The sequence below is a fragment of the Variovorax sp. P4_B11 genome (assembly GCF_056402355.1).
In genome coordinates this window covers 1-20,259 of sequence record NZ_JBFUHO010000010.1, presented here as the reverse complement: position 1 = coordinate 20,259, position 20,259 = coordinate 1, and the positions used below count along the sequence as shown (strand labels likewise).

The 20,259-nt window shown below is 68.7% G+C and carries 19 protein-coding genes and 3 tRNA genes; 16 read left to right on the top strand and 6 right to left on the bottom strand.

The window, feature by feature from the left end; genetic code table 11:
- Window positions 1–35: 35 nt before the first annotated feature.
- Window positions 36–1,370, bottom strand: a complete 1,335-nt coding sequence (locus tag AC1DYD_RS12095; RefSeq protein WP_478172979.1) for a DotU family type IV/VI secretion system protein — start codon at window positions 1,368–1,370, stop codon at window positions 36–38.
- Window positions 1,371–1,606: 236 nt separating this feature from the next.
- Between AC1DYD_RS12095 and AC1DYD_RS12090 the strand changes: the two genes are divergently transcribed.
- Entirely contained in the window at window positions 1,607–2,293 is a 687-nt protein-coding gene (locus AC1DYD_RS12090; protein WP_478172978.1) for a LuxR C-terminal-related transcriptional regulator, read from the top strand.
- 287 nt (window positions 2,294–2,580) lie between these two features.
- Here AC1DYD_RS12090 and AC1DYD_RS12085 read toward each other — a convergent pair whose 3' ends face one another.
- From AC1DYD_RS12085 to prpC, 3 genes are read right to left on the bottom strand one after another with little or no spacing between them, the layout of a single operon-like run.
- Entirely contained in the window at window positions 2,581–3,450 is an 870-nt protein-coding gene (locus AC1DYD_RS12085; RefSeq protein ID WP_478172977.1) for an isocitrate lyase/PEP mutase family protein, read from the bottom strand.
- Between the two features lies 1 nt (window position 3,451).
- Window positions 3,452–4,903 carry a bifunctional 2-methylcitrate dehydratase/aconitate hydratase gene (locus AC1DYD_RS12080; RefSeq protein ID WP_478172976.1) on the bottom strand — a complete coding sequence of 484 codons (1,452 nt, stop codon included), beginning with the start codon at window positions 4,901–4,903 and terminating at the stop codon, window positions 3,452–3,454.
- Between the two features lie 56 nt (window positions 4,904–4,959).
- Window positions 4,960–6,117, bottom strand: a complete 1,158-nt coding sequence (gene prpC, locus AC1DYD_RS12075; protein ID WP_478172975.1) for a bifunctional 2-methylcitrate synthase/citrate synthase — start codon at window positions 6,115–6,117, stop codon at window positions 4,960–4,962.
- 111 nt (window positions 6,118–6,228) lie between these two features.
- On the opposite strand from prpC, the gene AC1DYD_RS12070 reads away from it, so the two are divergent.
- Window positions 6,229–7,662 carry a short-chain fatty acyl-CoA regulator family protein gene (locus tag AC1DYD_RS12070; RefSeq protein ID WP_478172974.1) on the top strand — a complete coding sequence of 478 codons (1,434 nt, stop codon included), beginning with the start codon at window positions 6,229–6,231 and terminating at the stop codon, window positions 7,660–7,662.
- Window positions 7,663–7,678: 16 nt separating this feature from the next.
- Here AC1DYD_RS12070 and metE read toward each other — a convergent pair whose 3' ends face one another.
- A complete protein-coding gene (gene metE, locus AC1DYD_RS12065; protein ID WP_478172973.1) occupies window positions 7,679–10,048 on the bottom strand; it encodes a 5-methyltetrahydropteroyltriglutamate--homocysteine S-methyltransferase in 2,370 nt (789 codons plus the stop codon).
- A gap of 70 nt (window positions 10,049–10,118) precedes the next feature.
- On the opposite strand from metE, the gene AC1DYD_RS12060 reads away from it, so the two are divergent.
- Window positions 10,119–11,045 (top strand): LysR family transcriptional regulator, encoded by a 927-nt coding sequence (locus AC1DYD_RS12060; protein WP_478172972.1) that lies wholly within the window; start codon window positions 10,119–10,121, stop codon window positions 11,043–11,045.
- A gap of 41 nt (window positions 11,046–11,086) precedes the next feature.
- Entirely contained in the window at window positions 11,087–11,788 is a 702-nt protein-coding gene (gene gph / locus AC1DYD_RS12055) for a phosphoglycolate phosphatase (protein WP_478172971.1), read from the top strand.
- Here the strand turns inward: gph and AC1DYD_RS12050 are convergent.
- Window positions 11,752–12,342 carry a chalcone isomerase family protein gene (locus tag AC1DYD_RS12050; RefSeq protein ID WP_478172970.1) on the bottom strand — a complete coding sequence of 197 codons (591 nt, stop codon included), beginning with the start codon at window positions 12,340–12,342 and terminating at the stop codon, window positions 11,752–11,754. The two genes, gph and AC1DYD_RS12050, sit on opposite strands and share 37 nt — an antisense overlap.
- A gap of 284 nt (window positions 12,343–12,626) precedes the next feature.
- Here AC1DYD_RS12050 and trpE point away from each other — a divergent pair, with 284 nt between their 5' ends.
- The 12 genes from trpE to AC1DYD_RS11990 all read left to right on the top strand — a co-directional run.
- A complete protein-coding gene (gene trpE / locus AC1DYD_RS12045; RefSeq protein ID WP_478172969.1) occupies window positions 12,627–14,129 on the top strand; it encodes an anthranilate synthase component I in 1,503 nt (500 codons plus the stop codon).
- An 82-nt stretch (window positions 14,130–14,211) separates the two neighbouring features.
- Window positions 14,212–14,604 (top strand): GxxExxY protein, encoded by a 393-nt coding sequence (locus AC1DYD_RS12040; RefSeq protein WP_478172968.1) that lies wholly within the window; start codon window positions 14,212–14,214, stop codon window positions 14,602–14,604.
- Window positions 14,601–15,185 (top strand): anthranilate synthase component II, encoded by a 585-nt coding sequence (locus AC1DYD_RS12035; protein WP_478172967.1) that lies wholly within the window; start codon window positions 14,601–14,603, stop codon window positions 15,183–15,185. The genes AC1DYD_RS12040 and AC1DYD_RS12035 overlap by 4 nt, the downstream gene beginning before the upstream one ends.
- A gap of 4 nt (window positions 15,186–15,189) precedes the next feature.
- Complete coding sequence (gene ltaE, locus AC1DYD_RS12030; RefSeq protein ID WP_478172966.1) at window positions 15,190–16,251, top strand: low-specificity L-threonine aldolase; 1,062 nt, start codon at window positions 15,190–15,192, stop codon at window positions 16,249–16,251.
- A complete protein-coding gene (locus tag AC1DYD_RS12025; RefSeq protein WP_478172965.1) occupies window positions 16,244–16,900 on the top strand; it encodes a LysE family translocator in 657 nt (218 codons plus the stop codon). Before ltaE ends, AC1DYD_RS12025 begins: the two co-directional genes overlap by 8 nt.
- Window positions 16,901–16,913: 13 nt before the next feature.
- Window positions 16,914–17,939 (top strand): anthranilate phosphoribosyltransferase, encoded by a 1,026-nt coding sequence (gene trpD / locus AC1DYD_RS12020; RefSeq protein WP_478172964.1) that lies wholly within the window; start codon window positions 16,914–16,916, stop codon window positions 17,937–17,939.
- Between the two features lie 13 nt (window positions 17,940–17,952).
- Complete coding sequence (gene trpC / locus AC1DYD_RS12015) at window positions 17,953–18,753, top strand: indole-3-glycerol phosphate synthase TrpC (RefSeq protein ID WP_478172963.1); 801 nt, start codon at window positions 17,953–17,955, stop codon at window positions 18,751–18,753.
- The gene (locus AC1DYD_RS12010) at window positions 18,750–19,487 is read left to right on the top strand and encodes a uracil-DNA glycosylase (RefSeq protein WP_478172962.1); all 738 of its coding nucleotides are present in this window, start codon (window positions 18,750–18,752) and stop codon (window positions 19,485–19,487) included. The genes trpC and AC1DYD_RS12010 overlap by 4 nt, the downstream gene beginning before the upstream one ends.
- Before the next feature lie 96 nt (window positions 19,488–19,583).
- Window positions 19,584–19,669 (top strand) — tRNA-Tyr (locus AC1DYD_RS12005).
- Window positions 19,670–19,743: 74 nt separating this feature from the next.
- A tRNA-Gly gene (locus tag AC1DYD_RS12000) sits at window positions 19,744–19,817 on the top strand.
- Window positions 19,818–19,866: 49 nt separating this feature from the next.
- Window positions 19,867–19,941: transfer RNA gene (locus tag AC1DYD_RS11995), tRNA-Thr, on the top strand.
- Between the two features lie 74 nt (window positions 19,942–20,015).
- Window positions 20,016–20,259 (top strand): GTP-binding protein (locus tag AC1DYD_RS11990; RefSeq protein ID WP_478158694.1); only part of this gene is annotated, 244 nt, incomplete at its 3' end.

The following is a 20,259-nucleotide window of genomic DNA, read 5'->3' as shown; positions in this document are numbered from 1 at the left end:
GAGATGCGGCGATCATTGGGCGCAGGCGCGCGGACTCAGCGCGGCACGGTTTGAAGGAAGACCACCTCGGCGACCACGCGGGCGCCGAATTCGCCGACCGCCAGCGATTCGCGCAAGCGCTGGAGGTAGGCCGAGGCCAGCTCGAAAGGCGGCCGGTCGATCGCCTCGGCGAAAGGCATGGGCGAGGACAGCGCTGTCACCAGCACCGTGCCGAAGGGCGGTGCGGAGAGCCAGCTCGAGGGGATGTCGCGCCCGAGTTCGACGGTTTCGCCGCCGCGCAGGCGCCGCTGCGCCGATCCGGCATTGAGGTGCATCACGGCGCCATCGGCCGTGTAGTAGTCGACCCACAGATAGCCGTCGCGTTGCGCGTTCCTGACCTCGATCCATACCGGGTCGCCCTCCCGCAGCCGGCCTTTCGGTGCCGTGGGCGTCGCGATGGACAGGCCCGGCGCGTTCTCCCGGTTGCGCGCCTGGTAGGGCTTCAGCAGTGCCAGCACTTCGCAGTGCGGCCAGATCCGCAGCTGGAGGTCGAACACGGCGACGGCGGCGTTCACCCCCGGCAGGGCCAGCACCTCGCGCTGCACCCGGGCGATCTCCTCGGCGATCGGGACGAAGCCCTGCACCCGTGCCGCGCCGTCCGGTGTCACCGTGGCGGAGAGGTCCGCGCAGGCATAGGTCTGGAGTTGCTGGTCGATGCGCTGGGCCAGCGTGGGCGGCTCTTCGCGCGGGCCCGCCAGCGTGAACCAGAGCAGGTAGGCGAGCGGGAGCAGCAGCGCCAGCGCGCCGCCGGCGCGCAGCAGGGTGCGTTCGCGCCGCTGCGGGTCGCGCGGCCCGGGCGGATCGGGCAGGCTGTAGGGTTGCGGCGTGATGCGCTCCTGCGCGAGGGCGTCGAGCCAGGCCGGACGCAGCGCGAGCTGCTCGCCGTGCAGGGCCTTGAGCTTGCCGAGCTCGCCGCTGTCGCCGCTCTCGAAGTAGTACTGGCCCTTGAATCCGAGCGCCAGCGCGTGCCAGAACACCTCGCGGACCTCGTCGTCGCCGGCCGCCAGGGCCGACAAGTGGTGGAAGAACTCGGTGTGCGCGTTGTTGGAATTGAACAGCTGCCGCTGCAGCGGCGCCCCCTCGCCGGCCTTGCAGTCGGGGTGCCGCGCCAGGATCTCGTCGATCCAGGCGACCATCGCGAACCGAGCCGATTCGATCGCCGAGGCCGGGCGGCCGAGCGCCCGGGCCGCTTCCCGGGCATCTTCGAGCAGGCGGAGCGCCTCCTGCCGGGCCGTCTCGCAGTCGGGTTCGGCCCGGCCCGCGGCGACCGATGCATCCAGCCCGAGTCCGAACGCGATCAGCCTGGAAAAGCAATCGAGCAGGCGAGCCATTCAGCGCTCGCGGCTAGGCGTTGCGGGGGATCGGAGTCTGGCTGCTGCGCCTGTGTCGTTGGCACATGCCCACGTTCCCGGTCGATTTTGGATGTGGATCATTGTTTCATCGACGCAAGCGGGCACCATACCGCTTGGGAGCTATGTCGTTCGGGGAGCGAAATCCGCCTTGATGCGCGTCTCGTTCGCCGTTATCGTCGGCCTGCCTGAATTTATCCATGACGCTGGGGAAAGCCATGAAAATCCTGATCGCCGACGACCACCGGCTCGTCATCGAGGCGGTCAAGGCCAAGTTGTCCGAGCTCGAGCCCGGCATCGACTTCGTCCTGGCCATGAGCGTCGACGAGTTGCTCACCCGTGCCTCCGACGACCTCGATCTGGCCGTGATCGACCTCAACATGCCCGGTGCCGAAGGCCAGGCCCACATCGACGAGATCCGCCGCCGCCATCCCGCCGTGCCGGTCATCGTGCTCTCGGGCTACGAAGATCCCGCCGTGATGCGCAGCGCGCTCGAGCGCGGCGTGCTGGGCTTCATTCCCAAGGCCTATTCGCCGGAGGTGATGCTGTCGGCGGTGCGCCTGGTGCTGGCGGGCGGGGTCTACGTGCCCCCCATGATGCTGTCGTCGCTGCCGCCCGGCGTGGTCGCCGGAATCCCGGGCGCCGGCGCGGTCGGCGAGGGGGGGCCGCGCGGCTCGTCCGCGGCCGCCGCGCAGACGCTCGAGCACCTGCGCAACGTGCTGACCGAGCGCCAGGTCGAAGTGCTGCAGCTGCTGTCGCAGGGCAAGCCCAACAAGCTGATCGGACGTGCGCTCGGCATCAGCGAAGGCACGGTCAAGATCCACCTGGCGGCGATCTTCCGCGCGCTCAATGTACGCAACCGCACCGAGGCGGTGGTCGCGGCGCAGACCGTGACCGAAGCCTAAGGACTAGGGCCTGTTCACACCATTTCCGGAGATCGCGTTGCCCGGCCAAGGGGCTGGATGCAAGGCGCGCGTGCGCAGCAAGGCTTTCGCCTTGCAAGCGCGGGCAACGCCGCAGACGGCCCCTTGGCCGGGCAACCCGCAGGGAAGGCATGCCCGGACAGGCCACTCGGCGTTGCACTCCTTGCATGTGCCAACGTACATGCGGCGTCGCGCGCCTTGATTGGCCYGTCCGGGCATGCCTTCGCGACTCCGGAAATGGTGTGAACAGGCCCTAACCCCCAGCCGGCTCAGGCCGCGTATTTTTTCTCCAGCGCGTCCAGCGCCGGCTTGCCGACCAGGCGCTGGCGCTCCGCGAAGCTGACGACCAGCGCCGGGTCCTCGTCGATGCGCCGGGTGGTGCGCAGCACGTTCAGCGCCTTCTGCATGCCGGCCACCGCGCCCTGCAGCGCCGCGTTGGCGTAGAGCACGATGCCGTAGCCGAGTCCGGCCAGCTCGGCGGCGCCGGTGATCGGCGTCTTGCCGCCGATCACCATGTTCATGAGCTGCGGCCTCGCAAGCCGTTGCGGCAGCGCGCGGATCTGCTCGGCGGTGGTCACAGCTTCGACGAACAGGATGTCGGCACCGGCTTCGCTGAGCTTCTGTGCCCGCTCGACCGCGGCCTCGAAGCCCAAGGTCGCACAGGCATCGGTGCGGGCCAGGATCAGCAGGTCCGGGTCGGTGCGGGCATCGACCGCGGCCTTGATCTTCCCCACGGCCTCGTCGGTGCCGATCACCTCCTTGCCGGCGAAGTGGCCGCAGCGCTTGGGCGCCACCTGGTCCTCGAACTGGATGCAGTCGGCGCCGGCACGCTCCAGCACGCGCACCGTGTGCCGCACGTTGAGCGCATTGCCGAAGCCGGTGTCGGCATCGACGATCAGCGGCAACTGAACGGCATCGCGGATGCGCGCCGTGTGGTCGGCGATCTCGTGCAGCCCCATGAAGCCCTGGTCGGGCAGGCCGAGCCACATGTTGGTGACGCCGGCGCCGGTGACGTAGATCGCCTCGAAACCGAGGTCCTCGACCACCCGCGCCGACAGCGCGTTGAAGGCGCCGGGCACCAGCACGCCGCGGCGTGCCTCGGCCAGCGCGCGCAAGGTTTTTCGTGTGCTTTGAGCCATGTCAGATCACGTAGAGCCCGAGGTATTCGTTGACCGGCATGGACTCGAGCGCCCCCGGGTCGAGCGACACCGCGAGGATCGCGTCCTGCTGCTTCTTCGGGAAGCGGCGCGCGAGGTTGGTGCGGAACTTGGCCTCGAGCAGCGGGATGCCTTCGGCGCGGCGGCGCTGGTGGCCGATCGGGTATTCGACCGCGACTTCGGCGAGCCGGCTGCCGTCCTTGAATTCGACCGTGAGCGCATTCGCGATGCTGCGCTTCTCCGGGTCGTGGTAGTCCTGCGTGTAGCGCGGGTCCTCGACGCAATGGATCTTCGCCCGCAAGGCGTCGATGCGAGGGTCGGCCGCCACGCCGTCCTCGTAGTCGGAGGCCTTCAGATGGCCGAAGATCAGCGGCACCGCCACCATGTACTGGATGCAATGGTCGCGGTCGGCCTCGTTGTTCAGCGGGCCCTGCTTGTCGATGATGCGGATGCAGGCCTCGTGCGTGCGGATGGTGATCTTCTCGATGTCCTCCACCGTCTTGCCGGCCGCGTTCAGCTGCCGGTGCAGCGCGACCGCCGCCTCGACCGCGGTCTGGCTGTGGAACTCGGCCGGGAAGCTGATCTTGAACAGCACGTTCTCCGACACATAGCTGCCGTACGGCCGCTGGAAGCGGAAGGGCTGGCCCTTGAAGAGCACGTCGTAGAAGCCCCAGGTCTTCGCGGTCAAGGCCGAGGGGTAGCCCATCTCGCCGGTCTGCGCGATCAGCGCCAGCCGCACGGCGCGGCTGGTGGCGTCGCCGGCCGCCCAGCTCTTGCGGCTGCCGGCGTTCGGGGCGTGGCGGTAGGTGCGCAGCGACTGGCCGTCGACCCAGGCCAGCGACACCGCGGCCAGGGTCTCGTCGCGCGTCAGGCCCAGCAGTTGCGACACCACGGCGGTCGATGCCACCTTGACCAGCAGCACGTGGTCGAGGCCGACCTTGTTGAAGGAGTTCTCGAGCGCGATCACGCCCTGGATCTCGTGCGCCTTGACGATCGCGGTCAGCACGTCGCGCATCAGGAGCGGCTTGCGGCCCGCTGCAATCGCGCTGCGGCTCGCCCAGTCGGCGACGGCGAGGATGCCGCCGAGATTGTCGCTGGGATGGCCCCATTCGGCCGCCAGCCAGGTGTCGTTGAAGTCCAGCCAGCGAATGAGGGCGCCGATGTCGAAGGCCGCCTGCACCGGGTCGAGCTGGAACTGCGTGCCCGGCACCCGGGCGCCGTTCGGCACCACGGTGCCCTTGACGACCGGGCCGAGCAGCTTGCAGGCCGCCGGGTACGCCAGCGCCTCCAAGCCGCAGCCCAGGGTGTCGATCAGGATGTGGCGGGCGGTGTCGAGGGCCAGCCGGGATTCGACCTCGTAGCCGAGGGCGTAGTCGACGATGTCGACGATGACGGAGTCCCAGTCGGGGCGGACGTTGCTGATGTGTGCGGACATTCGGGTGGTGAAGAAGCGGGGAGAGGAGAGGGAAGGGAAAGCAACAGGCGTCGGGGCTATCGGCGCTGCGCCATGGGGACGTACGCGAGATCCTCGGGGCCGGTGTAGTTCGCGCTCGGCCGGATGATCTTGTTGTCGAGGCGCTGCTCGATGATGTGGGCCGCCCAGCCCGAGGTGCGTGCGACCACGAACAGCGGCGTGAACATCGCGGTCGGCACGCCCATCATGTGGTAGCTCACGGCGCTGAACCAGTCGAGGTTGGGGAACATCTTCTTGGCGTCCCACATGGCGTCTTCGAGACGCTCCGCGATGTCGAACATCTTGGTCGAGCCCGCCGCGAGCGACAGCGACTTCGCGACGGCCTTGATGACCTCGTTGCGCGGATCGCTCACCGTGTAGACCGGGTGGCCGAAACCGATCACCACCTCCCTGGCTTCGACCCGCCGGCGGATGTCGGCCTCGGCCTCGTCGGGCGAGTCGTAGCGCTTCTGGATCTCGAAGGCCACCTCGTTGGCGCCGCCGTGCTTCGGCCCGCGCAGCGCGCCGATCGCGCCGGTGATCGCGGAGTAGACATCGGCGCCGGTGCCCGCCACCACGCGGGCGGCGAAGGTGCTGGCGTTGAACTCGTGTTCCGCATAGAGGTTGAGCGAGGTGTGCATCGCGCGCTCCCAGGCGGGCGAGGGCTTGGCGCCGTGCAGCAGGTGCAGGAAGTGCGCGCCGATCGAGTCGTCGTCGGTTTCGACCTCGATGCGCCGGCCCTGCGTCGACCAGTGGTACCAGTACAGCAGCATCGATCCGAGCGAGGCCATCAGGCGGTCGGCGATGTCGCGCGCGCCGGGCACGTTGTGGTCGTCCTTCTCGGGCAGCATGCAGCCCAGGGTCGAGACGCCGGTGCGCATCACGTCCATCGGGTGCGCGCTCGCGGGCAATTGCTCGAGCGCTTCCTTGAGGCCCGCGGGCAGGCCGCGCAGGGCCTGGAGCCGGCGCTTGTAGGCCCGCAGTTCGGCTTCGGTCGGCAGCTTGCCGTGGACCAGCAGGTGGGCGATCTCCTCGAACTCGCAGACCTCGGCGATGTCCAGGATGTCGTAGCCGCGATAGTGCAGGTCGTTGCCGGTGCGCCCGACGCTGCACAGCGCGGTGTTGCCGGCGGTGACGCCGGAAAGCGCGACGGATTTCTTTGGCTTGAAGCCGGTGGGAGAAGCAAGCGTGTTCATGGTTCGCAATCTACGCAATTGAAGATCCATAATGAAGGACTGAATTGGCGAAAGGATGCGAATGGAAATGCACTGGTTTGCGAAGTTTGCGAAATTATTGGGTCCGGCCTGATGCGCAAGACCTTCATGGGCGTTCGCCTGCGCAAGCTCCGGGGCGAGCGCGGCCTGAGCCAGGTGGCGCTGGCCCATGCGCTGGGCCTGTCGCCCAGCTACCTGAACCAGATCGAGCAGAACCAGCGGCCGCTGACCGTCGCCGTGCTGCTCAGGATCAGCCGTGCGCTCGGTGTCGACGTGCAGCAGTTCTCGGAGGACGAGGAGGCGCGGCTGGTGGCCGACCTGCGCGAAGCGCTCGCCGACAACCCGGGTGGCGAGGCGGTGTCGCTGCCCGAACTGCGGGAGGTCGCCGCGCAGATGCCGGCCGTCGGCCGTGCGCTGCTGGCGCTGCATCGGCGCCACCAGGAGGCGATGGAGCGGCTGGAGGCCATGGCGGCCGAGCTCGGCGACGGCCGCGGCGATCTCGCGGGCGCGCGTCCGATGCCCTTCGAGCGGGTGCGCGACTTCTTCTTTGCCCACCAGAACCATTTCGACCCGCTCGACGTCGCCGCCGAAGGGCTGGCTTCGGAGGCGCGCGGCCACGGCGGACCGCTGGGCGAATGGCTGCAGCAGCGGCTCATGAAGCGGCACGGCGTGCGCGTCGTTCCGGCCGACCAGGAGCCCGCGGACAGCCAGCGGCGCTACGACCCCGCGCACCGCGTGCTGCGCCTGTCGACCGGTCTCGAGGCCGGCCAGCAGGCCTTCCAGCTGGCCACGCAGCTGGCCCTGCTCGAGCAGACCGCCCTGATCGAATCGCTGCTCGAAGGCGCGGGCTTCGCCGACGCGCCGGCGCACGGTCTGGCCCGCATCGGCCTGGCCAACTACTTCGCGGGCGCCCTGCTGCTGCCCTATGGCCTCTTCCTCGAGGCGGCCGAGACCTTGCGCTACGACATCGACCAGCTCGCGCGCCGCTTCGGCGTCGGCTTCGAGACCATCTGCCACCGGCTCAGCACGCTGCAGCGGCCGCAGGCGCCCGGCGTGCCCTTCTTCTTCATCCGCGTCGACCGGGCCGGCAACATCTCCAAGCGCCAGTCGGCGACGCACTTCCACTTCTCGAAGACCGGCGGCACCTGCCCGCTGTGGAATGTCTACGAGGCCTTCGCGCAGCCCGGGCGCGTCCTGCCGCAGCTCGCGCGCATGCCCGACGGGCGGGCCTACCTCTGGATCGCGCGCACCGTGTCGCACGGGCAGCGCGGCTTCGGCTCGCCGAGCAAGACCTTCTCGATCGGCCTCGGCTGCGACATCCGCTATGCGCCGCGGCTGGTGTATTCGAAAGGCCTCGACCTCAAGGACCCGGAGGTGCCGACGCCGATCGGCATGGGCTGCAAGGTCTGCGAGCGCGTCGCCTGCCCGCAGCGCGCCTTCCCGTTCATCGGCCGGCCGCTGGACGTGAACGAGAACGAGAGCCGCTTCACGCCGTATGCAGTGGCGCACGAGAAGCCGGCGGGCTGAGAGCCCCCACGCTCCCTCACTTCGTGTAGTCGCTGCCCCCCAAGGGGGCCGCAGGCCGCTTGGGGCGGCCCGGCGCCGGCCTGAGTTCGCCGCGCAGGATCCGCGCCGCGGCCACCATGTTGGCGAGCGCCGCCTCGGTTTCCGCCCAGCCGCGCGTCTTCAGGCCGCAATCCGGGTTGATCCAGAGCCTTTCCGCCGGCACCACCGCGGCCGCCTTGCGCATCAATCGCACCATCTCGTCGGTGCCCGGGATGCGCGGCGAGTGGATGTCGTAGACGCCGGGGCCGATCTCGTTCGGGTAGTCGAAGTCGCCGAAGCCGCGCAGCAGATCCATGTCGGAGCGGCTGGTCTCGATGGTGATCACGTCGGCATCCATGGCCGCGATCTCCGGCAGGATGTCGTTGAATTCCGAATAGCACATGTGGGTGTGGATCTGGGTCCGGTCGGCCACGCCCGAGGCGCTGATGCGGAACGACCGGGTCGCGCCTTCGAGGTAGTTCTTCCAGCCCGCGCGCCGCAGCGGCAGCCCTTCGCGGATCGCCGGCTCGTCGATCTGGATGATGCCGATGCCGGCCCGTTCGAGGTCCACCACCTCGTCGCGGATCGCCCAGGCGATCTGCTCGGTCGTGACGCTGCGCGGCTGGTCGTCGCGCACGAAGGACCACTGCAGGATCGTGACCGGGCCGGTCAGCATGCCCTTCATCGGCCGCTGCGTGAGGCTTTGCGCATAGGCGGTCCATTCGACCGTCATCGGCGCCGGCCGGGCGACGTCGCCGAAGATCAGCGGCGGCTTGACGCAGCGCGAACCGTAGGACTGCACCCAGCCGTTGGCCGTGAACGCAAAGCCGTCGAGCTGCTCGCCGAAGTACTCGACCATGTCGTTGCGCTCGGCCTCGCCATGCACCAGCACGTCGATGCCGAGCGCTTCCTGCTTGCGCACCGCGAGCGCGATCTCGTCCTGCATCTTCTCGCGGTAGCCGGCGGCATCGAGTTCGCCGCGCTTGAAGGCGGCGCGCGCCGCGCGGATGGCGGGGGTCTGCGGGAACGAGCCGATGGTCGTGGTGGGCAGGGGCGGCAAGGCGAAGCGGGCGCGCTGCTCGGCCTGGCGCTGCCTGAACGCGGACCGGCGGCGGTCGGCGCTGTACACGCTGCGCGCCAGGCGCAATGCGACATCGGCGCGGTGCACGCGCGGGCTGGCGCGGCGCGCCGCCACGGCCTTGCGGGCCGCGACCAGTTCGCCTTCGACCGCGGCCTCCTCGCCGTCCAGCGCGGCGCGCAGCACCCGCAGTTCGTCGAGCTTCTCGATCGCGAAGGCCAGCCAGGACTTGATCTCGGCATCGCGCTTCGTTTCCGCCGCGAGGCTGAAGGGCACGTGCAGCAGCGAGCATGACGGCGCGATCCAGAGTTCGCCGCGGTGCTTGTCGGCCACCGGCTTCAGCCGCGCCAGCGCGGCGTCCGGATCGGTGCGCCAGATGTTGCGGCCATCGACGATGCCGACCGAGAGCACCTTGTGCGCGGGCAGCCAGTCGGCCACGCCGACCAGCTCGTCGGGGGCGCGCACCGCGTCCACGTGCAGGCCCGCGACCGGCAGCTGGCAGGCCAGCCGGAGGTTCTCGGCCAGCGGCGAGAAGTAGGTGGCGAGCAGCAGCTTCGGCGCGCTGCGCGCGAGCTGCCAGTAGCTGCGCTCGAAGGCATTGCGCCAGGCGTCGGGCAGGTCGAGGCCGAGGATCGGCTCGTCGACCTGAACCCATTCGACGCCCATCGCCTTGAGGCGCGCCAGCACCTGCTCGTACACCGGCAGCAGCGCATCGAGCAGCGAGAAGCGGTCGAAGCCGGCCTGCTTCTCCTTGCCCAGCCAGAGGAAGCTCAGCGGCCCGAGCAGCACCGCCTTGACCTGGTGGCCGAACTTCTGTGCCTGGGCCACCTCGTCGAACAGCCGCACCGAGGAGAGGCCGAAGCGGGTGTGGGGCGAGAACTCGGGCACCAGGTAGTGGTAGTTGGTGTCGAACCACTTGGTCATCTCCAGCGCGAAGCTGCCGGGGTTGCCATGCGCGCAGCCTTCGTGGCCGGCCTCGCTGGCGACGCCGCGCGCCATCGTGAAGTAGCGCGCCAGCTCGGGCGCGTCGCCGGGGAACGCGAAGCGCGGCGGCTCGCAGCCCAGCAGCTGGATGTGGTTGGCCACGTGGTCGTAGAAGGCGAAGTCGCCGACGGTCACGAAGTCGAGGCCGGCATCGCGCTGGGCCTGCCAATGACGGGCGCGCAGTTCGGCGCCGGTGGCTTCGAGGGTCGCGGCGTCGATCTCGCCGTGCCAGTGCTTTTCGAGCGCGAACTTGAGCTCGCGGTGGGCGCCCATGCGCGGGAATCCGAGGGTGTGGGTACGTGTCATCCGGCGATGATCCCAAGGGTGGCGATATGATTCAAACGAAACATTTTGCCGCTCAACGTGAGCGAAATTCATGCAATCATCCGTTCTCGAAATCCGCCACTTCCGCACGCTGGCCGCGCTGCGCGATACCGGCAGCCTGGTGCGGGCGGCGCAGCTGCTGAACCTCACGCAGTCGGCGCTGTCGCACCAGATCAAGTTGCTGGAGGATCACTTCGGCCTGGCGCTGTTCGAGCGCAAGTCGGTGCCGCCGCAGTTCAGCGTGGCCGGCATGCGCCTGCTCGAACTGGCCGACAAGGTGCTGCCGCTGATCGGCGAGGCCGAGCGCGACCTGGCGCGCTTGTCGCTCGGGCGCGCCGGCCAGCTGCGCATCGTGGTCGAGTGCCATACCTGCTTCGACTGGCTGATGCCGGCGATGGATGCTTTCCGCCAGCGCTGGCCCGAGATCGAGCTCGACATCGTCTCGGGCTTCCATCCCGACCCGATCGCGCTGGTGCTGCAGGACCGGGCCGAAGTCGCGATCGTCTCCGAGCAGGACCCGGCCGAGCGCGTCGACTACCACCCGCTGTTCCGCTTCGAGATCATGGCGCTGCTGGCCAACGACCATCCGCTCACCGCGAAGTCCCATCTCACGGCGCGGCACTTCGCCGACCAGACGCTGATCACCTACCCGGTGCCCGACGACATGCTGGATCTGGTGCGGCAGGTGCTGCAGCCGGCTGGGGTCGAGCCGGCCCGGCGGCGCACCACCGAGCTCACGGTGGCGATGCTGCAACTGGTGGCGAGCGGGCGCGGCATCGCGACGCTGCCGCTGTGGGCGGTGCAGGGCTACCTCGACCGCGGCTATGTCACGGCGCGGCCGGTCGGCAAGAAGGGGCTCACCGGCGAACTGCACATGGCCTGCACCGCCGCGACCTCGAAGCAGGCCTGGCTGGGCGATTTCGTGCAGATCACGCGCGAAAGCTGCTTCAAGAGTCTGCCCGGAATCGAATTGCTCTAAGGCCCGGCGGCGGCTTGGCCGCGCGCCCTATGATTCGTCGCGTGAATTCCCCAAGCATCGACCTGTCCCTCTTCGACGCCGCGATCGTCGACCTCGACGGCACGATGGTCGACACGCTCGGTGACTTCGTCGTCGCCCTGAACCTCATGCTGGCCGACCTGGCGCTGCCGCGCGTCGATGCGCCGACCGTCGAGACCCTGGTCGGCAAGGGGTCCGAGCATCTGATCCAGTCGGTGCTGCGCCACGTCGGCGCCGAAGCGGCGCTCTACGAGCGCGCCTGGTCGCGCTATCAGCACCATTACCTGGCGATCAACGGCCAGCACGCCAGCGTCTACGCCGGTGTGGCCGAAGGGCTTTCGGCCTTGCGTGCACGCGGCCTGCGCCTGGCCTGCCTGACCAACAAGCCGACCGATTTCGCGCGGCCGCTGCTGGCCGCCAAGGGCCTCGACAGCTACTTCGGGCAGGTCTTCGGCGGCGATGCCTTCGAGCGCAAGAAGCCCGACCCGCTGCCGTTGCTCAAGACTTGCGAGGCGCTGGGCACCTTGCCGGGGCGCACCCTGATGGTCGGTGACTCGAGCAACGACGCCAAGGCCGCGCGCGCCGCCGGTTGCCCCGTGGTGCTGGTCAGCTACGGCTACAACCACGGCGAGCCGGTGCGCGGCGTCGACGCCGACGGCTTCGTCGACTCGCTGCTCGAACTGAGCGCTCAGGTCTTGCCGAGCAAGGCGTCTTTCAGCTTGTAGTCGGCCGGCGTCGGCCCGATCCAGATCCGCAGCAGCGCATTGAAGAAGGCCTGCTCCTTGATCGGCTCGCCCTGCGGCACGCCGCGCACCGTGACCAGGCTGCCGCTGCCCGGGATCCAGTCGACCGTGAAGCCGTCGCCCGCCTTCAGCTGCTTCTGGTCGGCGAACATCTGGCCCATGCGCAGCAGGCCCGGAATCAGCTGCGACATCTCGCTCTTGGGCGAGTTGTCCTCGACCCCGCGCGTGAACAGCTTGCCGAGCTCGTTGGCATCGATGTCGCGCAGCATGGTGATGGTCACGCGCTTGGGGCCGGGGGCCGCCAGCACCTCTTCGGCGGTGTCGGTCTTCTTGCCCAGATAGAGCCCGGCGGTGTAGACCTTGAACACCGCCTTGTAGCGAACGCCGGCGCCATTGAGCAGCAGCTTGCTGCCGCGCAGGTCGATCGTGTCGTCGAGCTTCACGCCCGCGACGTCGACCTGGGCGGCCGATGCCGCGATCGATGCGAGGGCAAGGGTGGACAGCGCGAGCATGCGCCGCAGGTCGAAGGAAGGCATCAGAGGTCTCCGTGGGCCGCAAGAATTTTTAAAGAACGCCAATGTATCTTTTTGTATGTGGCTTGTCCCTGGGCTAAACTCCCGATTCCATGTTCATTCATCACGTCACTCAGACAGGTCAAGGCAGCCGGGGAGCCTGGCCTTGGCGCACGCCATCGTCGTTGCCTGTTTGATTGCACGGCGCACGCCGTGCGCCCGCGGCCTTCAGTCCCTCTGAACCGGCCAACCTGAATGACCCCGCCAGCGACCATCGAAGCGTCTGCTGGCCGACGGAGACCCCACCCGTGATCACCGAACTCGAATTCAAGAGCCTCAGCGCGCAGGGCTACAACCGCATTCCGCTGATGGTCGAGGCCTTTGCCGACCTCGAAACGCCTCTGTCCCTCTACCTCAAACTGGCCTACACCAAGGACAGCGGCAAGCACAGCTTCCTGCTCGAATCGGTGGTCGGCGGTGAGCGCTTCGGCCGCTACAGCTTCATCGGCCTGCCGGCGCGCACGCTGCTGCGGTCCAGCGGCTTCGGCGCCGATGCGCTGACCGAGGTTGTAACGGACGGCAAAGTCGTGGAAAAAGCCCATGGCAACCCGCTCGATTTCGTTGCGGCCTACCAACAGCGCTTCAAGGTGGCGCTGCGTCCGGGCCTGCCGCGCTTCTGCGGCGGGCTGGCCGGCTACTTCGGCTACGACACCGTGCGCCACATCGAGAAGAAGCTCGAAAAAAGCTGCCCGCCCGACACCCTGGGCTGCCCCGACATCCTGCTGCTGCAGTGCGAAGAGCTGGCGGTGATCGACAACCTCTCGGGCAAGCTCTACCTGATCGTCTATGCCGACCCGGCCCAGCCCGAGGCCTACGCCAACGCCAAGCGCCGGCTGCGCGAGCTGCGCGACCAGCTCAAGTACTCGGTCAGCGCGCCACGGGTGTTGCCGAGCCAGGCGCATCCGGCGCAGCGCAGCTTCGCCAAGGCCGACTACCTGGCCGCGGTCGAGCGCGCCAAGGAACTGATCGCGGCCGGCGACTTCATGCAGGTGCAGGTCGGCCAGCGCATCAGCAAGCGCTACACCGAGTCGCCGCTGTCGCTCTACCGGGCGCTGCGCTCGCTCAATCCGTCGCCCTACATGTACTACTACCACCTGGGTGATTTCCACGTCGTCGGCGCCTCGCCCGAGATCCTGGTGCGGCAGGAGCACACCGGCGAGGGCGAGCAGAAGATCACCATCCGCCCGCTGGCCGGCACGCGGCCGCGCGGCGCCTCGCCCGAGCTCGACCGCGCGGCCGAGGTCGAGCTGATCAACGACCCCAAGGAGCGCGCCGAGCACGTGATGCTGATCGACCTGGCGCGCAACGACATCGGCCGCATCGCCAAGACCGGCACGGTGAAGGTGACCGAGGCCTTCGCGGTCGAGCGCTACAGCCACGTGATGCACATCGTGAGCAACGTCGAGGGCACGCTGAAGGACGGCATGACCGCGATCGACGTGCTCAAGGCCACCTTCCCGGCCGGCACGCTCACGGGCGCGCCCAAGGTGCACGCGATGGAGCTCATCGACCAGCTCGAGCCGACCAAGCGCGGCCTCTACGGCGGCGCCTGCGGCTACATCAGCTACGCCGGCGACATGGACGTCGCGATCGCGATCCGCACCGGCATCGTCAAGGACCAGATGCTGCACGTGCAGGCCGCGGCCGGCGTGGTCGCCGACTCGGTGCCCGAGCTCGAATGGAAAGAGACCGAAGCCAAGGCGCGGGCGCTGCTGCGCGCCGCCGAGCTGGTCGAGGAGGGCCTGGAATGAGCGCCGCGCCGGGCCGCCCCAAGCCAGCTCGCGCCCCCTCGGGGGGCAGCGCAGCACACGAAGTGGCAAGCGAGGGGGCACTATGAGCACCGAAGACAACAACAACAACGACTTCTCGCACGAGATCATCGGCGCCGCCGTCGAGGTGCAGCGGGTGCTCGGCACCGGCCTGCCCGAGGCCGTGTACGCCGCCGCGCTCGAAATCGAGCTGGCCGAGCGCGAGATCGGTTTCCAGCGCAACGTGCCGGTGGCGGCCAGCTACAAGGGTCGCTCGCTCGGCGAGGTCTGCCGTGCCGCCTTCGTGGTCGAGCAGTCGGTGGTGGTCGAGCTCAAGGCGGTCGATGCGCTGACCGACCTGCACCGCGCGCAGGCCCAGGCGGCCGTGCGCCTGTCGGGGCTCCGGCTGGGCCTCTTGATCAACTTCAACGTGTTCCCGGTGGTGAAGGGCGTGCACCGGATCGGAGTCAAGCCATGAAGCTCCTGATGATCGACAACTACGACAGCTTCACCTACAACCTGGTGCAGTATTTCGGCGAGCTCGGCGCCGAGGTCGAGGTCCATCGCAACGACGAGATCACGCTCGAGGGCCTGCAGGAGCGGATCGCCGGCGGCGTCGACCGGCTGGTGGTCTCGCCGGGCCCGTGCTCGCCGGCCGAAGCCGGCGTCTCGGTGGCGGCGATCCAGGCCTTCGCAGGCCGGCTGCCGATCCTCGGCGTCTGCCTCGGGCACCAGGCGATCGGCGCCGCCTTCGGCGGCAGGATCATCCGCGCCCAGCAGCTGATGCACGGCAAGGTCAGCGAGATCACGACCACGCGCGAGGGCGTCTTCGCCGGCCTGCCCGGGAAGTTCAGCGTCAACCGCTACCACTCGCTGGCGATCGAGCGCGCCTCCTGCCCCGAAGCCCTGGCGCTCACCGCCTGGACCGACGACGGTGAGATCATGGGTGTGCGCCACACCGGCTTCGAACATGCGGTGCGTATCGAAGGCGTGCAGTTCCACCCCGAGTCGATTCTTACGGAGCATGGCCACGCGATGCTCAAGAACTTTCTGGAGTGATCCGATGAGCAACTCTTCATCGCGAGCCGTGGTCGACCTGCGCAGCGACACCGTGACCCAGCCGACCGACGCCATGCGCGCCGCCATGCTCGCGGCGCCGCTCGGCGACGACGTGTTCGCCGACGACCCGAGCGTCAACGCGCTGCAGCGGCAGATTGCCGAACTGCTGGGCTTCGAGGCGGCGCTGTTCGTGCCCACCGGCACGCAGAGCAACCTCTGCGCCATCCTCGCGCACTGCCAGCGCGGCGACGAGTACATCGTCGGCCAGCAGGCGCACTGCTACCGCTGGGAAGGCGGCGGCGCGGCGGTGTTCGGCAGCGTGCAGCCGCAGCCGCTCGACCACCAGCCCGACGGCTCGCTGGCGCTCGACGCGATCGAGGCCGCCATCAAGCCCGACGATGCCCATTTCGCGCGCACCCGGCTGCTGGCGCTGGAGAACACGCTCGGCGGCAAGCTGCTGCCGTTCGCCTATGTGGCGCAGGCCACGCAGCTCGCGCAGCGCCGGGGCCTGGCGCGCCACCTCGATGGCGCCCGGCTCTTCAACGCCGCCACCGCCCAGGCGGCGGCGCTCGGCACCGCCGTGCGCGACGAGGCGCGGCGCATCGCCGGCTGCTTCGACAGCGTGTCGGTGTGCTTCAGCAAGGGCCTGGGCGCGCCGGTCGGCTCGGCGCTGTGCGGTTCGCGCGAGTTCATCGCGCGCGCCCACCGCGTGCGCAAGATGGCAGGCGGCGGCATGCGCCAGGCCGGCATGCTGGCCGCGGCCGCTTCCTACGCGCTCGAACGCCACGTCGATCGCCTGGCCGACGACCATGCGCTGGCACAGCGGCTGGCGCAAGGCCTGCAAGGCATCGACGGCCTGCAGGTCGAGGCCCCGCAGACCAATCTGCTGTTCGTCGACCTGACGGGCGAGGCGCGCTCGCGTTCCGGCGAGCTGCTGGCGCACCTGAAGGAACACGGCGTTCTCGCCACCGGCCTCTACCGGCTGCGCTTCGCCACCCATCTCGATGTGGACGCCGGCGGCATCGACCGCGCCATCGGCGCGATCCGGAGCTTCTTCCATGCCTGACGCCCACGCGCTGCTGCTGTTCGTCGCCGCCGGCCTGCTGCTGAACCTGACGCCGGGCCCCGACGTGCTCTACATCGTGAGCCATTCGCTGCGTTCCGGCGTGCGCGCCGGCATCCTCGCGGGCTTGGGCATCACGGCAGGCTGCTTCGTCCACATCGTCGCCGCGGCGCTGGGCCTGAGCGCCTTGATGGCCGCCTCCAGCACCGCCTTCGCCGTCCTCAAGTGGGTCGGCGCGGCCTACCTGCTGTGGGTCGGCGTGCGGATGCTGTTCTCGCGCGCTTCCAGCGCCGCACCGGCGCTCGCGGCGGCGGGCCCGGCGAGCGCGAAGAGCGTGTTCCTTGGCGGCTTCTGGACCAACGCCCTGAACCCCAAGGTGGCGCTGTTCTTCCTGGCCTTCGTGCCGCAGTTCATCGCGCCGGGCACCGACGACAAGGCGCTGGCCTTCTTCCTGCTGGGCGTGCTGTTCAACTTCAACGCGATCTTCGTCAACGTGGCGTGGGCGCTCGCGGCCGGGTGGACCGCGCGCCGCGTCGGCCTCGTGCAGCGCGGCATGCACTGGCTGCAGCGCGGCGCCGGCGCGCTGTTCGTCGGCTTCGGCCTGCGGCTCGCGCTGTCCGATTCACCGCTGGCACCGTCAGCCCCTCACTAGAGAGACAAACACCATGCCCATCACCCCCCAGGAAGCCCTGCAGCGCACCATCGAGCACCGCGAGGTGTTCCACGACGAGATGCTGCACATCGTGCGCCTCATCATGAGCGGCGAATGCTCGCCCGTGATGATGGCGGCGCTGATCACCGGCCTGCGCGTCAAGAAGGAGACCATCGGCGAGATCACCGCCGCGGCGCAGGTGATGCGCGAGGTCTCGACCAAGGTGCCGGTGGCGGACACCACGAACCTGGTCGACATCGTCGGCACGGGCGGCGACGGCTCCCACACCTTCAACATCTCGACCTGCACGATGTTCGTCGCCGCGGCGGCCGGCGCCAAGGTCAGCAAGCACGGCGGGCGCAGCGTCAGCAGCAAGTCCGGCAGCGCCGACGTGCTCGAGTCGCTGGGCATCAACATCAACCTGAAGCCCGAGCAGATCGCGAAATGCATCGCCGACGTCGGCATCGGCTTCATGTTCGCGCCGAACCACCATCCGGCCATGAAGAACGTGGCGCCGGTGCGCAAGGAACTCGGCATCAAGACCATCTTCAATATCCTCGGCCCGCTGACCAATCCGGCCGGCGCGCCCAACATCCTGATGGGCGTGTTCCACCCCGACCTGGTCGGCATCCAGGTGCGCGCGCTGCAGCGCCTCGGCGCCGAGCATGCGCTGGTGGTCTACGGCCGCGACGGCATGGACGAGATCTCGCTTGGCGCCGCTACCATGGTCGGCGAGCTGAAGGGCGGCGAGGTGCGCGAGTACGAGCTGCATCCGGAGGACTTCGGCTTCGCGATGGCGAGCAACCGCAGCCTGCGCGTCGAGACCCCCGAGCAATCGAAGGCGATGCTGCTCGACGTGCTGGACAACCAGCCCGGTCCGGCGCGCGACATCGTCGTGCTGAACGCCGGCGCCGCGCTCTATGCGGCCAATGTCTGCGAATCGATCGCCGCCGGCATCGAGCGGGCGCGTGCCGCGCTCGATTCCGGCGCCGCCAAGGCCAAGCTGGCCGAGCTCGCCGCGGCCACCGCGGCGGCCTGAGGAGAAAGCAAGCATGTCGAACACCCTGGAGAAGATCGTCGCCGTCAAGCGCGAGGAGATCGTCGCGGCCAAGAAGAGAAGCCCGCTCGAGGCCGTGCGCTTCGATGCCGAGAGCCGCGTGCTGACGCGCGACTTCGTCGGCGCGCTGCGCGCCAAGATCGCCGCCGGCGCCGCCGCGGTCATCGCCGAGGTCAAGAAGGCCAGTCCGAGCAAGGGCGTGCTGCGCGCCGATTTCATTCCGGCCGACATCGCCCAGAGCTACGCCGAGGGCGACGGCCAGGTCAGCGCCGCCTGCCTGTCGGTGCTGACCGACCGCCAGTTCTTCCAGGGCGGCGTCGACTACCTGAAGCAGGCGCGGGCCTCCTGCGCGCTGCCGGTGCTGCGCAAGGACTTCATCGTCGATCCCTACCAGGTCTACGAGTCGCGCGCCATGGGCGCCGACGCCATCCTGCTGATCGTCTCCTGCCTCGACGATGCCCAGATGCGCGACTACGAGGCCATCGCGGCCGGGCTCGGCATGGCAGTGCTGGTCGAGGCGCACGACGGCGACGAAGTCGATCGCGCCTTGAAGCTGCGCACGCCGCTGATCGGCGTCAACAACCGCAACCTGCGCACCTTCGAGGTCTCGGTGCAGACCACCCTCGATCTGCTGCCGAGGGTGCCGGCCGATCGCCTGCTGGTGACCGAATCGGGCATCGCGACGCGCGACGAGGTGGCCAGGCTGCGCGCCGCCGGCGTCCACGCCTTCCTGGTCGGCGAGACCTTCATGCGGGCCGACGAGCCGGGCGAGGCGCTGGCCGAGCTGTTCCGATGAGCGCCGCGCCGGCGAACGGGGCCGATCAACTGGCGAGCGCCGACCCGGCCGACTGGCCGGTCGCGCCCGGCTGGCGGCCGCTGGTGGACGAATTCTTCGCCGGTCCGGTCGGCGTGAAGCTGCTCGGATTCCTGCGCGAGCGGCTGGCCGCCGGGGCCGTGATCTTCCCGCCGCGGCCGCTGCGTGCCCTCGAGCTGACGCCGCCCGAGGACGTCCGCGTCGTGATCCTCGGCCAGGACCCGTACCACGGCCGTGGGCAGGCCGAAGGGCTGGCCTTCTCGGTCGCGCCGGGCGTGCCGTTGCCGCCCTCGCTGCGCAACATCTTCAAAGAGCTGGAGCGCGACCTCGGCACCCGCCCGCCGGCCTTTCCGAACCCGGGTGGCAGCCTGGTGAAATGGGCATCGCACGGCGTGCTGCTGCTGAACACCTGCCTCACCGTGGAGGAGGGGCAGGCGGCCAGCCATTCGGGGCGCGGCTGGGAGGTGCTGACCGACGCGGTGATCCGTCATGTGGCGGCCCGCGAACGGCCCGTCGTGTTCATGCTGTGGGGCGCCCATGCGCAGAGCAAGCGCGCGTTGATCGATACAAATAGCCACAAAGTCCTTGTCGCCAACCATCCGTCCCCGTTGTCGGCCTTGCGACCCCCGCTTCCCTTCATCGGCTGCGGCCATTTCGGCCAGGCTCGCGCCTGGCGCGAAGCGGAATCCTTGGGGTCCGGGCAAGAAGGCGCCTGATTTCGTGCGAAAATGTGAGGCTCTCGGGAAAACGGCCCGGGTAGACGGGCTGCGATCGACCGGCTCTGATACTCGTGCTATATTCCGAGGTTCGCCGGAGAGGTGGCCGAGTGGTTAATGGCAGCAGACTGTAAATCTGCCCTCTTACGAGTACGCTGGTTCGAATCCAGCCCTCTCCACCAGCGATGAATGGATTTTGCAGAGCGCTTGACTGTGACCGTTGCGGTGCTTCCCGAGCAAGGGCGGGTGCCACGATGCGGGAGTAGTTCAATGGTAGAACCCTAGCCTTCCAAGCTAATGACGCGGGTTCGATTCCCGTCTCCCGCTCCAGAAGTCCAGGTCGGCGCGAAGCGCAGTGTTTTTGCAGATTTTTGATATCGCCCATTTGGCTCAGTGGTAGAGCACTCCCTTGGTAAGGGAGAGGTCGCGGGTCCGATTCCCGCAATGGGCACCAGTTTTGGGGTTGCAGCCGGCCGGTTGCAACCCCATGTCAGTGTGTTGATCTAGTTATTTTTCGGAGTCGAGAAAATGGCAAAAGGAAAATTCACCCGCACGAAGCCGCACGTCAACGTGGGCACGATCGGTCACGTGGACCATGGCAAGACGACGCTGACGGCGGCGATTGCCACCGTGCTGTCGGCCAAGTTCGGCGGCGAAGCGAAGGCCTATGACCAGATCGACGCGGCTCCGGAAGAAAAGGCGCGCGGCATCACGATCAACACCGCGCACGTCGAGTACGAGACGGCCAACCGCCACTACGCGCACGTCGACT

Excerpts from the sequence above, each read along its gene's own strand:
- AC1DYD_RS12095 (WP_478172979.1), bottom strand. The coding sequence starts at position 1,370 with ATGGCTCGCCTGCTCGATTGCTTTTCCAGGCTGATCGCGTTCGGACTC.
- AC1DYD_RS12090 (WP_478172978.1), top strand. The coding sequence starts at position 1,607 with ATGAAAATCCTGATCGCCGACGACCACCGGCTCGTCATCGAGGCGGTC.
- AC1DYD_RS12085 (WP_478172977.1), bottom strand. The coding sequence starts at position 3,450 with ATGGCTCAAAGCACACGAAAAACCTTGCGCGCGCTGGCCGAGGCACGC.
- AC1DYD_RS12080 (WP_478172976.1), bottom strand. The coding sequence starts at position 4,903 with ATGTCCGCACACATCAGCAACGTCCGCCCCGACTGGGACTCCGTCATC.
- prpC (WP_478172975.1), bottom strand. The coding sequence starts at position 6,117 with ATGAACACGCTTGCTTCTCCCACCGGCTTCAAGCCAAAGAAATCCGTC.
- AC1DYD_RS12070 (WP_478172974.1), top strand. The coding sequence starts at position 6,229 with ATGCGCAAGACCTTCATGGGCGTTCGCCTGCGCAAGCTCCGGGGCGAG.
- metE (WP_478172973.1), bottom strand. The coding sequence starts at position 10,048 with ATGACACGTACCCACACCCTCGGATTCCCGCGCATGGGCGCCCACCGC.
- AC1DYD_RS12060 (WP_478172972.1), top strand. The coding sequence starts at position 10,119 with ATGCAATCATCCGTTCTCGAAATCCGCCACTTCCGCACGCTGGCCGCG.
- AC1DYD_RS12050 (WP_478172970.1), bottom strand. The coding sequence starts at position 12,342 with ATGCCTTCCTTCGACCTGCGGCGCATGCTCGCGCTGTCCACCCTTGCC.
- AC1DYD_RS12040 (WP_478172968.1), top strand. The coding sequence starts at position 14,212 with ATGAGCACCGAAGACAACAACAACAACGACTTCTCGCACGAGATCATC.
- AC1DYD_RS12035 (WP_478172967.1), top strand. The coding sequence starts at position 14,601 with ATGAAGCTCCTGATGATCGACAACTACGACAGCTTCACCTACAACCTG.
- ltaE (WP_478172966.1), top strand. The coding sequence starts at position 15,190 with ATGAGCAACTCTTCATCGCGAGCCGTGGTCGACCTGCGCAGCGACACC.
- AC1DYD_RS12025 (WP_478172965.1), top strand. The coding sequence starts at position 16,244 with ATGCCTGACGCCCACGCGCTGCTGCTGTTCGTCGCCGCCGGCCTGCTG.
- trpD (WP_478172964.1), top strand. The coding sequence starts at position 16,914 with ATGCCCATCACCCCCCAGGAAGCCCTGCAGCGCACCATCGAGCACCGC.
- trpC (WP_478172963.1), top strand. The coding sequence starts at position 17,953 with ATGTCGAACACCCTGGAGAAGATCGTCGCCGTCAAGCGCGAGGAGATC.
- AC1DYD_RS12010 (WP_478172962.1), top strand. The coding sequence starts at position 18,750 with ATGAGCGCCGCGCCGGCGAACGGGGCCGATCAACTGGCGAGCGCCGAC.